Annotated in this window: 11 protein-coding genes and 1 riboswitch; of the genes, 7 read left to right on the forward strand and 4 right to left on the reverse strand. The window is 47.9% G+C overall.

What is annotated here, in order from left to right:
- The first annotated feature begins 168 nt into the window (after positions 1-168).
- Positions 169-534 (forward strand): hypothetical protein, encoded by a 366-nt coding sequence (locus LX69_RS12220; RefSeq protein ID WP_111446342.1) that lies wholly within the window; start codon positions 169-171, stop codon positions 532-534.
- Positions 535-697: 163 nt separating this feature from the next.
- A complete protein-coding gene (locus LX69_RS12225; protein ID WP_111446343.1) occupies positions 698-901 on the forward strand; it encodes a hypothetical protein in 204 nt (67 codons plus the stop codon).
- A gap of 1,385 nt (positions 902-2,286) precedes the next feature.
- On the opposite strand, the gene LX69_RS12230 is transcribed toward LX69_RS12225, so the two are convergent.
- Positions 2,287-3,603, reverse strand: coding sequence for a sensor histidine kinase (locus LX69_RS12230; RefSeq protein ID WP_111446344.1), 1,317 nt, complete (start codon positions 3,601-3,603; stop codon positions 2,287-2,289).
- Positions 3,604-3,650: 47 nt separating this feature from the next.
- Here LX69_RS12230 and LX69_RS12235 point away from each other — a divergent pair, with 47 nt between their 5' ends.
- From LX69_RS12235 to LX69_RS12250, 5 genes are all read left to right on the forward strand, one after another.
- Positions 3,651-6,248, forward strand: a complete 2,598-nt coding sequence (locus LX69_RS12235) for an endonuclease MutS2 (RefSeq protein WP_245935013.1) — start codon at positions 3,651-3,653, stop codon at positions 6,246-6,248.
- A gap of 378 nt (positions 6,249-6,626) precedes the next feature.
- A complete protein-coding gene (locus LX69_RS17540; protein ID WP_146260727.1) occupies positions 6,627-6,845 on the forward strand; it encodes a hypothetical protein in 219 nt (72 codons plus the stop codon).
- 105 nt (positions 6,846-6,950) lie between these two features.
- Positions 6,951-7,352 carry a DUF2721 domain-containing protein gene (locus LX69_RS12240; RefSeq protein WP_111446382.1) on the forward strand — a complete coding sequence of 134 codons (402 nt, stop codon included), beginning with the start codon at positions 6,951-6,953 and terminating at the stop codon, positions 7,350-7,352.
- A 141-nt stretch (positions 7,353-7,493) separates the two neighbouring features.
- Positions 7,494-8,213, forward strand: a complete 720-nt coding sequence (locus LX69_RS12245) for a superoxide dismutase (RefSeq protein ID WP_317046403.1) — start codon at positions 7,494-7,496, stop codon at positions 8,211-8,213.
- A 119-nt stretch (positions 8,214-8,332) separates the two neighbouring features.
- Positions 8,333-9,373, forward strand: a complete 1,041-nt coding sequence (locus tag LX69_RS12250; protein ID WP_111446346.1) for a LamG-like jellyroll fold domain-containing protein — start codon at positions 8,333-8,335, stop codon at positions 9,371-9,373.
- Positions 9,374-9,445: 72 nt separating this feature from the next.
- Here LX69_RS12250 and LX69_RS12255 read toward each other — a convergent pair whose 3' ends face one another.
- The 3 genes from LX69_RS12255 to nudC all read right to left on the reverse strand — a co-directional run bounded on the left by LX69_RS12255 (position 9,446) and on the right by nudC (position 12,335).
- On the reverse strand, positions 9,446-10,084 hold the full coding sequence (locus LX69_RS12255; protein ID WP_111446347.1) for a class I SAM-dependent methyltransferase: 639 nt from the start codon (positions 10,082-10,084) through the stop codon (positions 9,446-9,448).
- A gap of 18 nt (positions 10,085-10,102) precedes the next feature.
- Positions 10,103-11,380 carry an O-acetylhomoserine aminocarboxypropyltransferase/cysteine synthase family protein gene (locus LX69_RS12260; RefSeq protein ID WP_111446348.1) on the reverse strand — a complete coding sequence of 426 codons (1,278 nt, stop codon included), beginning with the start codon at positions 11,378-11,380 and terminating at the stop codon, positions 10,103-10,105.
- Positions 11,381-11,507: 127 nt separating this feature from the next.
- Complete coding sequence (nudC, locus tag LX69_RS12265; RefSeq protein ID WP_111446349.1) at positions 11,508-12,335, reverse strand: NAD(+) diphosphatase; 828 nt, start codon at positions 12,333-12,335, stop codon at positions 11,508-11,510.
- Between the two features lie 877 nt (positions 12,336-13,212).
- A riboswitch (cobalamin riboswitch) is annotated at positions 13,213-13,406 on the reverse strand.
- Between the last annotated feature and the right edge of the window lie 8 nt (positions 13,407-13,414).

Here is a 13,414-nt window from a genome sequence, read left to right on the forward strand (position 1 = left end):
AATTCGCATAATTCGTATAATTCGCGGTCAAAAAAAACTAAAACACAGTCACATACCAAACACACAAAACAATCCACATCACCCCGTTAACACATTCAAGCATAATTAAAAACCCGAACCATCTTGTGTCTTGCATCTTGACACTCAAATCTTAATACTTTTTTAAACATGAAAACCATCGGAGAAGAAATAAAAGAATGGCAAGAGTATCTCACCTCTTACGCCAACGCTGAAGCCGAACTATTCAAACTAAGACTCATCGACCGTATGACCGTCTTGTTTTCAGCATTGATTACCAAAGTCGTCATTTTAGCGTTCGTGTTGGTTTCCGCCCTTTTGGCATCAGTAGCTTTGGCCTTTTGGTTGGGGGATACACTCAAGTCATTACCTCTGGGATTTGTGATTGTCAGCGGTGCATACCTGGTGTTACTGGTTCTCTTTGTGATACTGCGGCAACCGCTGGTCGAAAAACCGGTACTTTCCTTACTCCTCGAGCTCTTTTTCTCAAAACCCCATCACGACAACGAAGCGTGACTACAATATAACTCACTTGAGTTATCTGCTTTCTTATTTAAACGCAAGACGTTACAAATTAACTCAGCGCCTTTGCGCCTCAGCGTTTATTCCGACTCTGTGGGCATTGAAAATGCGGAATATCTGACCAATTGAAATGATCTGTACCCTAAAAATTAACACCATGAAACCCAACCACCGATACGCTCACATCTCCTCCCTCAAAGCCCTTCGCCAGGAGGAAACCAAACTTCACTACCAGTCCCTGCTCGCCGAAAAATCCATGGCGCTCAAAGTCATGGAACTACGCTACGAATTCGACCCACAACGATGGGCTTCTCTCATTGGCGACAAACTATTTTGGTTCATGACACGATTCTTTGACTGAGAACGGGTCAACTGTCCCTTTCAACATCTAAATGCTCCTATTTCGTTCCCCTTCATTTCGTCTTGGGGTAAGCTCCATTTTTTGTGTCATTTTCTCCACACCCCAAAACCAAAATTCATTAAAATCAGCACTTCTCCCCAAAAACACACAATCGCAAATAACTGCTATATAAATACTTACAAGACACACCCCCACAATAATATATAGATAGTGCATAGATACTCCCTAGATAAAGCATAGATAGTGTATGAAGAGTGCCTGAAACGTTTAGTTAAATAACCACAAAAACACCACACCCCCATACTGTCAAAAAGTACAAATCACAATTCAAAAAGTGGTCTCATTAATGGTGCGTTCTACTAAAAATACGCTCTATCGCCAAAGAGTTTTCAATGAACACAGAATTCTCGGGGACACAGAGTTTTTTAGGCTATGATGTCCGTTTGAGAAACATCAATCCGGTGTTCAAATAAAAAAGCAGATAACTCAAAAGAATAATACCCCGCTCAAATCATCATGTAACGCTGAATATCAAGCCATTCCCTATTCTCCAATCCCCCCCTCACACCACAGAGCCGTAGGCTCGTCCCATCTTGTAAGGCCGGATTTCAATCCGGTCACACCTCACACCCCCCACTTCCTCATACCTAAAACCATCCCATCAGCGAAATGTCGCACCCGACACACCCCACAGAGCCCTAGGCTCGCCCCATCTTGTATGGCCGGATTTCAATCCGGTCACACCTCACACCCCCCACTTCCTCATACCTAAAACCATCCCATCAGCGAAATGTCGCACCCGACACACCCCACAGAGCCCTAGGCTCGCCCCATCTTGTATGGCCGGATTTCAATCCGGTCACACCTCACAAACCATCCTCCCTCATACCTAAAACCATCCCATCAGCGAAATGTCATACCCGACACACCCCACAGAGCCGTAGGCTCACACCATCCTGTAAGGCTGGATTTCAATCCAGTCCCCCCAACCGGTTCTCCTATCCCCCTCTCACCCCACAGAGCCGTAGGCTCGCCCCATCTTGTAAGGCCGGATTTCAATCCGGTCACACCTCACGTAAGGGCATACACCAATGAAGACCTAAGCCCCAAACATACTTTCAATCCCAAAAACCTTGAACTGTGGCATAACCACACAAAAGAAGCCTGCCCAACAATGATTGCTTGAGCAGGCCAGAAACATTCATGAAAAAAATAATTACCAACCTAAACCTCACAAAAAACTGAATGCTAGAACTGTTGAATGTTTCTAATTGAACTTTAAGAATCGTATTCTGATATAAAGGTAAGCCCAACAGCAGGGGTTGTCAATAGAACAAACTGAAAAAATTCACCCCTAATACAAATAAAAACACAGCCTCTATCAATCAAACAGATAGAGAAGAATTCTTCAACGGCTCGTAACGAATGGGCAACTGCACGTAAAAGGTACTCCCTGAATTCGGCATCGATTCCACCCACATGCGCCCCTGAAGCAAACTCGTAAGCCCCCTGCAAATGGCCAACCCCAGCCCCGCCCCATGCTGCGCATGTTCCCGAACCGTACCTCCGGCATGATGAAAACGCTCAAATATCTGGTCGATGGCCTCGGGCGCAATCCCAATGCCCGTATCGCGAACATAAAACAACACCTGGTCGCCTTCTTGCTGACAACCCATTTCGACTTCGCCCTGAGTGGTAAACTTCAACGCATTATATGCCAAATTATTCAATATCTGATAGGCCATCAGACTGTCGGTATAAATCTCTAGCGCGTCATCGGGCAGACTGAGCCGAAACTGAACCCGCGGATTCGACTGTATCTGGTGCAGCAACGACGCCTGTACCTGATGAAACAACGCATCTACCGACAACCAGGCTGCCGTCACAGGACTTTGGTTGGCCTCGATTTTTGAAAAACTAATCACATTATTGAGCAGCGTGAGCAAATTGCGTCCGTTTTCGTTGATGATGCGAATGTAACTGTTACGCACCTCCGGCTCCAACGTCCCGTCTTCGAGAAGCTCGGCAAAACCCAGGATGGCATTCATGGGAGTGCGAATCTCGTGACTGAGATTGACCACAAACGACGTCTTGGCCGCATCCGATTTAACGGCCTCCTGCTTGTCGCGCAATAGCACCCGCTTGGCATAAGCGATCACCGGCAACTCAAACACAAAAAATATCACGGTAATGAACAACACATCCAACAATCTACTCCGATTTGATGGATATGACTCGATGAGATGTGGCCAATAAAGCTCAATGGCAAACAGCCCGATGATATTAAACAACAAAAACACCAACACCCAATGATAATAGGTATTGACCGAAAAAAACAGGTATAACAACAAAAAACCCTGTGTCATCACCAACGCCGTACCCTGACTCCCACCCGAGAACATCCAAACCCCGTTGATCATGAGCACAAAAAAAACCAAAAAGATATTCCTGGCCCATAGAGTCTTACCTTTCGCATAATCGAGCCAGAATATAAAGGGCGTAAAAAAGACTGCAAAAAGCGAAAACATCGTCGCTGAAAAAGGAAGACCAAATAACGGATTGGTGATAAGCGACATACCCGTAATCAACACCGTTATCAGCAGGGTGTAATAAAACATCAGCTCATGAATGGAGTACTTTTCGGACCGAAACCATACGAACCGCTCGATATAATATCTATAAACCCCAGTTAATCGTCTCATAATGCACCTTAACCGATCGCGAAAGCATTGTGTCAAATATACAATAAATGCCAACAATCCCTACAAAGATAAAGGATAGAAAGCTGCCACGTCTTTATCGCCTGTTAAAATTCTTTACCTTTGCCCCAAACAAAGCAAAAGTCGTGATTTATCCACAAAACTTCGAAGAAAAAATCAAATTCACCCGCATCCGCGAACACCTCAAAGCCCATTGCGCCAGCACCCTGGGCATTGAACGGGTGGACGCAATGCAATTTACCTCCCGGCACGACGAAATGACCGGATGGCTGCTCCAAACTCATGAGATGCTGGTGCTGATGACCACTGCCGACGGTTTCCCAACCATGGTGTTTGTCGACATCCGCGAAGCCCTTAAGAAAATACGCATCGAAGGTCTTTACCTCGAAGAAAAAGACCTCTTTGACCTGCGCCGCTCCCTGGCCTCTATCCGTGACCTGGTGCGCTTCCTCTCCTCGCAGGACGAAGTCTGCTACCCCTCGCTGCGCGCCCTGGCTGCTCAGGTGACCATCTACCCGGGCATCATCGACCGCATCGACCAGATTTTAAACAAATTCGGCAAGATAAAGGACAACGCCACCCCCGAATTGGCCGCCATTCGCCGAGACATACAAGAGAAAATGGCCGGCATCAACCGACGCATGATGGCCATCCTCAAACAAGCCAAACAGGACGGTTTGGTCGAAGCCGATGCCTCCATCTCGATCCGCGAAGGTCGTGCCGTCATCCCCGTTCCATCGCCCAACAAACGAAAACTGGGCGGCATCATCCACGATGAGTCGGCCACCGGAAAAACCACCTTTATTGAACCGGCCGAAATCGTGGAAACCAACAACCAGTTGCGCGAACTGGAATATGCCGAACGCCGGGAAATCATCCGCATCCTCACGGCCATCAGCAACGACATTCGCCCCTATCTCGACGACCTGTTTTACTCATACGAATTCCTGGGATGGATTGATTTTATCATGGCAAAGGCAAAATTTGCCCAACAAACCGGCTCCACCCTTCCGGCCTTGGGCACCACGCCCGACATGACCTGGGATCGTGCCGTTCACCCGCTGTTGCTGCTCCAATTTCAGCAAACCGAACACACGGTAGTCCCCCTCGACATCGAACTCAAAGCCGACGAACGCATCCTGCTCATCTCAGGCCCCAACGCCGGCGGTAAGTCGGTGTGCCTGCAAACCGTGGGGCTGCTGCAATACATGCTGCAATGCGGCATGCTCGTGCCCATGCGCGAAACCTCGCGAATGGGCTTTGTTGAGCACATCTTTATTGACATGGGCGATGAGCAAAGCATCGAAAACGACCTGAGTACCTACAGCTCGCACCTCACCAACATGAAGCACTTTTTACGTCACAGCAACGGTCGCACACTGGTGCTCATCGACGAGTTTGGCACCGGCACCGAACCCATGCTGGGGGGCGCCATCGCCGAATCGGTGCTGGCACAGCTCAACCGTCAGGGAGTGTATGGCGTCATCACCACCCACTACACCAACCTGAAACACTACGCGGCCCAAACCCCCGGCATCATCAACGGCGCCATGATGTTCGACACCCACGCCATCCAACCCCTCTTTAAACTGGAGATGGGGCAACCCGGCAGCTCCTTTGCTTTTGAGATTGCCCGAAAAATAGGACTACCCGAGTCGATATTGACCGAATCGAAAGAAAAAATCGGTCAGGATCACATCGACTTCGACAAACACCTGCGCGAAATTGTGCGCGACAAACGATACTGGGAGCAGAAGCGGGAATCGATACGCATCAACGAAAAACGCCTCGAAGAGGTGCTGGCACGCTACCAGGGCGAACTGGCCAAGGTGAAACAAGAGCGCAAGACCATCCTCGATCAGGCCAAAACCCAAGCCGCCAACCTGCTCAACACGGCCAATAAACAAATTGAAAACACCATTCGTGAGATACGCGAAACGCAGGCCGACAAAGAACGCACCCGACTGCTGCGTCAACAGCTCGACGAGGTAAAAGAAAAGGTGGAGCAGTCGGCACACGACCGCGACGACACGGTGGAACGCAAGATTCGCCAAATTCAGGAACGCGAGAAACGCAAACAAGAAAAGGCCACCAAGCCACAGCACCCACCCCGCGAAGCCAAAGCGGCACCTGAGCGTGAGCCCGTGACCAATGCCCCGCTTCAAAAAGGCGACAGCGTGAAGCTGCCGGGTCAGGAGATTCCGGGCGAAATATTGGAAATACAAGGCAACACGGCCACAGTGGCCTTTGGCAACCTCAAAACCTCGGTGAAAATCAACAAACTCACGCGCATCAGCAAAAGCAACTACAAGAAAGAGGTGCGGCAGGCACAGGAATCCTTCAGCAGTGAACTGAGCGAACGCATCCGCAACAAAAAGCTCAATTTCAAGGCCGACATTGACGTGCGAGGCATGCGAGCCGACGAAGCGCTGCAAGCCGTGATGAGCCACATCGATGACGCCATCATTTGCGAAACCTCATCGCTCAAAATTCTGCACGGAAAGGGCGACGGCATTTTGCGCAAGATGATTCGCGACTACCTCGCTTCGGTGAAAGAAGTGCGTTCGTGTCGCGACGAGCACGTGCAGTTTGGCGGAAGCGGGATCACAATTGTGGAATTTGTTTAATAAAATCCGATGTCATTTAATGAATGTTCAGGGATGGCTTTCAGGGATGTCAAGGAGTGTATCGATCACTTTTTGTGCAATGTATTAGAGTTTAAAACTTGATATTCCCCTATGTTGTGATGAGTTAAAAGGATTTTTCCACGAATTCCACGAATTTCTATGACTTGCGCATGCATGTCATAGAAATATCATCATTGCTTTTCAATTCGTGGATTCATTCATTGTCTGGGATTTCATTTCATGTGCTTCATCACAATATTCGGGTATAGCGTGGTTTAAAAGGCGACTTAAGAAATAGATAAACAACCCTATGATTTCATCCTTACGCGTGTAATGCTTTTAGAGGCCCCATAGGAGCCAAATATCGGTAGCTTTTTGATGAATCGTTTACCTCTCGCCCCGATCGGGGCGAAAGATGATTGGTTTACCTTCTTCTACCGAGCTTTGGTGCCCAAAGGCACCATCAAACATGCTTGGATCGCGATTTGCTGCCGTGAAAAAAAAATCGGCACGGCAGAAAAAAAAATTTCCACGGCAGGAAATATTAAAACGCCATGCCATGGAATAAAAGCCCCTTGCGTGCCTCAAGCGTCTTAAACGGCAACTTCCCCACCGCTCAACAATTTCGCCAGGATGTTGTTAATACAACACCGCATCATTGCGAGGTCATTGACTGTCATCTACCCACATAAAATACAAACCATGAACGAACTCACCCTTGCCACCCCAACCTTGCTCTTTTCGGCCGTATCGCTGATTCTGCTAGCCTACACCAACCGGTTTTTGGGCTATGCACAGGTTATCCGAACACTTTATGAGCAGTTTTTGCGTAACCACGACCAGGTTCTGCTCGAACAAATTCGCAACCTCCGTCAACGGCTTTACCTCACCCGAGCCATGCAAATGCTCGGCATCCTGAGTCTCTTTTTTTGCGTGGCGGCCATGTTCCTCATCTACATTGGCATGCAAACACCGGCAGCCTATACCTTTGGAGGTGGATTGGTACTGCTCATTGCCTCCCTGGCCGTGTCGGTGTGGGAAATACAAATCTCCGTGCAGGCGCTCGACCTAAACCTAAAAGACATGGAAAACAGAAAATTATGAGCTTATGATTTAAGCGAAACACGCTCATAACAGTACAGACTCAGCCTCTTTTCAAGAAGTTTGCTAAAACATCATCAATTATTTTATACGAAACAATCTCGAGTTCCACTTAGGGGGATGAGAGGGCTAAACAATAAACACATGAAAAATCGAACCACCTTTTTCGCAATCATGATGGTCGCCATCATGTCCATCGCAAACGCATCGGCTCAGGATGTGAAACACGAGTTTCCGGCGTTGCCTTACGCCTACGACGCGCTGGAGCCCTACATGGACGCTGCCACCATGGAAATTCATTACACACGCCACCACAAGGGTTATTACGACCGGTTTGTAAAAGCCATTGCCGGCACGCCCCTCGAAAACCAGTCGCTCGAAACAATTTTTGCCGGCATCAGCAACGTGAGCCCGGGCATCCGCAACGATGGCGGCGGTTATTACAACCACGTGGTATTTTGGGAAAACCTATCACCCACTCCCGGGCAACCCTCGGCCAAGCTGACCCAAGCCATTGTCAATCGGTTTGGCAGCATGGAGGCTTTTCAGGAACAATTCAGCAAAGCAGCCCTCTCGGTCTTTGGCAGCGGATGGGCATGGCTCATCTTCACCCCCGACAACCAGCTGGAGATTGTCACCACCGCCAACCAGGACAACCCTCTCATGGACGTGGTTCCGGTGAAAGGTCAGCCATTGTTGGCCATCGACGTGTGGGAACATGCCTATTACCTCAAGTACCAAAATAAACGAGGCGAATACATCAACGCGTTTTGGAAGGTGGTGAACTGGGAAGCGGTGAGCAAACGACTGGAAGATGCAAGGGTAAAATCAATGAATTACGCACACGAAAAGATTATAGAATGAGTGCACAAACAAAATAGGAATAAAACTGAAGCACAATAATGAAGTCGATTTTCTAATTTCTAAACAGATGGTCTCATGTTTTTTTTTTACTATTTTCGTCAAACTAAAAAAAAAATCCCATGAAACTAATTACATCCCTGTTTCTAACCAGCTTGTTATATGTATCAAGCGCGCAAGCACAGAATTTAAACGAATCACTCATCTTACATTACCCATTCAATGGGAATACGACATGCTCTACAAATGATGATTATAACATAATCAACAGCGGCCCTTCACTATCAATTGATCGATTCGGAAATAATGATGCGGCTTTTTCATTTAATGGCTCTTCAGGTTTTAATCTATCACCAGTACATTTAAACAATCAATCATTGGCGCAAACCCTTTCAATGTGGATTAAAACCAGTAACACGAATAAAGTTGCATTTGGTGAACTCCTCTGTGGCATTGTAGGAGATGGTAATTCCAGATTCATTTTAGCAATGGATCAGGGTAAAATTTCAGTTGAATATGGTGTTGGCACCGGAAATAAATACATCAAAGTACAAACCTCAAACACAAATTTATTTAACGATGACCAATGGCATCATTTGGTATTAACATCCGAAGGTGATTACATCACCGATGGAGGAAAACTATATGTCGATGGAAATCTTGAATTAACATTCACGCCAGGATTCAATAATTCAACTCAAAATGTTGCCATCCGAATAGGTGGATACAGGGAAGAGAATTATTATACCGGATCAATCGATGACATACGGCTTTACTCGCGTGTCCTTTCTGAAAATGAAATCAACTATTTAAAATATGAATATCCTTGCACATCTACAGTCATCAAAGAAGTAACATCAACGACCAATTTGATTATTGAGATGCCTATTCCACTTACAGCATCGAATAAAAAAGTCGCCTCAATCAATGTCTATCCAAACCCGGCCAAGGAATACATCATCATTGAATCCGCAGATTACAATGACATTTTAAACTACACCGTTGATTTGCTGAATTTAAATGGGGTTGTTTTACAAAGTTCAAAATTCAATTCCCAGCAAATCAAGTTTAACTTAAATAGCCTATCGGCTGGAACCTATATGCTGAGAATTAAATCACCTTCAAACACCACTGTTGAAACTCGTACAATTACGATTCAATAATATCCCATCCTATCACACACAAAAAAGCCAGTTTTAAACTGGCTTTTTTTATTCATCCCTATCAACAGGGTGTTATTTCTTAACAGCAACCACCCTCACCTGAAACCATGAACGCTCAATACGTCCATAAATCCGGCAAAAGAGATGAAACATCCTTTTACCAAACAGTTTTGCAATCAACTGATAACGCGGTGGCCACTTATGAATAAATGCCTTGCTTTCCACCACCTGATAACCTGCTTCTGTAAATAAATTGCCCAAATTCATGGGACTCCATGAATACAGATGGTAATTCACATCTTTAGGATCGTACTTAAAACGAATCGAATCGCAGGGGACCACAAAAATGATCTTACCCCCTGCTTTCAGTTTATTTTTCAGCAGAATCAATTGATTCAAGGGATCGGGAACATGTTCCAAAGCATTATTTGAAATGATGCAATCCGCCCAATCATCAGGCAATTCATCCACTGAGGCAACGGCCTTAACACCAAGCTTTCCGGCATGCATTCGAGCGGTCTCATTAATCTCCACGCCCATTTTACCCTTGCAGGCAATATTTTTGAGCAAGAATCCACCACCACAACCAAAATCCACAACATTCATTTGAGCATCAATATCCTTCTCAAACTTCACAAGATTTGCCCATCCACCAAAAGCACCAATATTCTTTTGCCAGTCAAAATACGACTGATCGTAATAATCGCTCATACTATATGTCTAAATGTTTTACCCCCTCAACGCCTGCTCCACATCCTTTATCAAATCTCCGGCATCCTCAATGCCCACCGACAGGCGAATCAAGTCGGGGGCCACACCGGCGGCAATGAGCTGCTCATCGGTCAACTGACGATGCGTGTGGCTGGCCGGATGCAACACCGACGTGCGGGCATCGGCCACATGGGTAACAATGGCAATGAGCTTCAGGCTGTCCATGAAACGGATCGACTCATCGCGCCCACCCTTCAAACCAAACGAGATGACCCCGCACGACCCCTTGGGCAGATACTTCTGAGCCAGCGCATGGTAACGATTCCCCGGCAATCCCGGATAGTTCACCCATGCCACCTGGGGATGGCTCTGCAGAAACTCGGCAATTTGCTGAGCATTGGCACAATGACGTGGCATGCGCAAATGCAACGTTTCAAGCCCCAAGTTGGTCAGGAATGCATTTTGTGGCGACTGAATGGCGCCCAGGTCACGCATGAGCTGCACGGTGGCCTTGGTAATGAAAGCCGCCTTGCCAAACGCCTGACTGTAAATAAGACCATGGTACGACGGGTCGGGCTGCGTGAGGCCGGGGAACTTATCGGCATGCGCCTCCCAATCGAAATTGCCACTATCCACAATGGCACCACCAATACAGCAGGCATGGCCGTCCATGTACTTCGAGGTCGAATGCACCACCAAATCGGCGCCCCACTCAAAAGGACGACAATTGATGGGTGTGGCAAAAGTGTTGTCAATCATCAGCGGGATACCACCGGCATGAGCCACACGGGCAAACTTCTCAATGTCGAGCACCATCACGCCGGGATTGCTAATGGTTTCGCCAAACAGCACCTTGGTATTGGGGCGAATGGCCGCAGCAATCTCCTCCTCCGAAGCATCCTGATTGATAAACGTGGTCTCGATGCCCATCTTTTTCATGGTCACCGACAACAAATTGTAAGTGCCACCATAAATGGTCGACGAACTCACCACGTGATCACCGGCCGAACAAAGGTTAAAAAAGGCAAAGAAAAGCGCCGCCTGCCCGCTGGCCGTCAGCATGGCCGCCACGCCCCCTTCCAAGGCAGCAATCTTGGCCGCCACCGCTTCATTGGTAGGGTTCTGAAGGCGCGAATAAAAGAAACCGCTCTCCTCCAGGTCGAAGAGACGCGCCATCTGCTCGCTCGTTTCGTATTTAAAAGTGGTGCTTTGATAAATCGGCAGCACACGCGGCTCCCCCTTCTTGGGAGCCCAACCGCCCTGCACACAAATGGTATCGTTGCTTTGGGATGACATAATTGATCGTTTTTGAGGGATAAAAATTATCGCATCGAAAATACAATTTTTTAAGCCCCATCCCCGACCTTCATGCAATTAAATTGAATCAACAACTCAAGAGAAAAACATCACAAACACCCATCCCTCACAACTCCCCATTTTCAAACCTCGTGAGCATCTCCCCGGCAATGCTCCCCGAATTGGGGCGATACGGCAAACGGTGCCGATGAAACCACTGCGCATCGGCAATCTCCCCCCCGTCGGGCTTCAGCGGCAGGCAGCCATCGGCCTTGGCCGTAAAACCAATCATCAACGACCCCGAAAAAGGCCACGGCTGACTCTTGTAATATCGAATGTCACTCACCTCAATGCCCACTTCTTCGCGCACCTCACGCCGCACGGTCTCCTCCAGCGGCTCCCCCACATCGGCATAGCCCGCAATGAGCGAATACAGATTATTGGGAAAATTAACATTGTGAGCCAGCAAAATGTGGTCGCCACAAGTCACCGCCACGATGATGGCCGGCGAAATGCGCGGAAAAATCAAATGCCCGCACACCCCGCACACCAACGCCCGCTCATCCCCCTTGTGATGCGTGGCCGCCCCGCACCGCCCGCAAAAACGATTTTGCTCGTACCACTCCTTCAACTGCTTACCCACAGCCCCCACCCAGGCAATTTCGCGGGTCACCTGCGTGCGCAAAAATCCCATATCGAAATACGAAAAGCCGTCACTCAAATGGTTCCCAATTTGCGGCGCCCAAAAACAGTTAATCCCATTAAACGCAAACAAATAAAATGGCGACGCATCCGTGAGCGTCAACTCTGCCGCTGTCGGCAATTCATACCGGTCACCATCCTGCCGTAGCAACAGTTGACCATTCTCAAAATGCAAAATGAAATCACTCGGCAAAACGCCATCAACCACCTCAAAGTGGTTGTCGAACAAATGGGGATGAATATCGTGTAGCATCAAAAAATGATTTTAGCAAAACAATGCCATAAAATTAGCCGAAATAAACATTCCCCCCTTCAAACATCCACCCTTAATTGAACAAAAACAACCGCACCATCTCCATAAGGGCGTTCCCCTTCGGGTCGGGCTTTCCGCTGCAAGTCCTCGCTGCGCTCCGGGCTTTCCGCTCCAATCCCTAACGCAAGGTTACCCTGCACGCCTGTCGTGCCTGCCATCCGCCCTCAAAAAGTTGTTACAACCCGAAATTTCGCCTCCCATTTTAGCCGCAAACGTGCAGCAGCCAAAAATTCCTCGTGGTTGGCTCCTGCACATCTGCAGCAACCAAAAATTCCTCGTGGTTGGCTCCTGCACGTCTGCGGCAGCCAAAAATTCCGCATGGTTGGCTCCTGCACTTCTGCAGCAGCCTAAAATTCCTCGTGGTTGGCTGCTGCACACTTGCAGCTAAACAACAACCCGAAAAGCAGCCTGCCCCCAATCATCATCCCCCCCTCGTCACCCTTGCGCCATGCAAAAAAGGCCGCGAGACGTTTCCCGCGGCCTTTCCATACAAAACAAACAAAGTACAAACAAACAATTATCCTATCAGACAACACGGGCACACGCTCCGTGTCCTCCATCTGCGTTTTGAACCGTTCCCTTGCAGGTTGCGCTTTGCTTGTCAACACCTCGCTGCGCTGCCGACTGTCAACCACAATCCCCAACACATACACTCAGGCTCCGGGAGTACCCCCCATCACCTTCGATGCCGAAAAACACAACCATGCCAAACCACTTCATTGTTGAAAATGGTAGCCGGAAAGCAAAAAAATTGAAAATGAAAATCGATACGACGTGTATCCCTTCCATTCACAGCCTTTCACCCGAAAGCTACAAAATCAGTGCTGTGTTCATGGCAGGTCTTCTGGCTTGTCCGGTTTTGAAGCCTTCCCGTTTTTCAACAGTGGCATGTGTTTCAAAACCATATTTGGACTTTACAGCTACGGGGATAGCTCCGGATTCGCACCGGATTCCCTTTTCATTTTGGCCGATCAGAGCAATCGGTCAAAAACCATAAACATGACGCAAACATAATCGTC

This window comes from Breznakibacter xylanolyticus, from assembly GCF_003254275.1.
Classification (GTDB): Bacteria; Bacteroidota; Bacteroidia; order Bacteroidales; family Marinilabiliaceae; genus Breznakibacter; species Breznakibacter xylanolyticus.

Coding starts and splice junctions, on each gene's coding strand:
- LX69_RS12220 (WP_111446342.1), top strand. CDS start 169: ATGAAAACCATCGGAGAAGAAATAAAAGAATGGCAAGAGTATCTCACC.
- LX69_RS12225 (WP_111446343.1), top strand. CDS start 698: ATGAAACCCAACCACCGATACGCTCACATCTCCTCCCTCAAAGCCCTT.
- LX69_RS12230 (WP_111446344.1), bottom strand. CDS start 3,603: ATGAGACGATTAACTGGGGTTTATAGATATTATATCGAGCGGTTCGTA.
- LX69_RS12235 (WP_245935013.1), top strand. CDS start 3,651: ATGCCAACAATCCCTACAAAGATAAAGGATAGAAAGCTGCCACGTCTT.
- LX69_RS17540 (WP_146260727.1), top strand. CDS start 6,627: ATGAATCGTTTACCTCTCGCCCCGATCGGGGCGAAAGATGATTGGTTT.
- LX69_RS12240 (WP_111446382.1), top strand. CDS start 6,951: ATGAACGAACTCACCCTTGCCACCCCAACCTTGCTCTTTTCGGCCGTA.
- LX69_RS12245 (WP_317046403.1), top strand. CDS start 7,494: ATGAAAAATCGAACCACCTTTTTCGCAATCATGATGGTCGCCATCATG.
- LX69_RS12250 (WP_111446346.1), top strand. CDS start 8,333: ATGAAACTAATTACATCCCTGTTTCTAACCAGCTTGTTATATGTATCA.
- LX69_RS12255 (WP_111446347.1), bottom strand. CDS start 10,084: ATGAGCGATTATTACGATCAGTCGTATTTTGACTGGCAAAAGAATATT.
- LX69_RS12260 (WP_111446348.1), bottom strand. CDS start 11,380: ATGTCATCCCAAAGCAACGATACCATTTGTGTGCAGGGCGGTTGGGCT.
- nudC (WP_111446349.1), bottom strand. CDS start 12,335: ATGCTACACGATATTCATCCCCATTTGTTCGACAACCACTTTGAGGTG.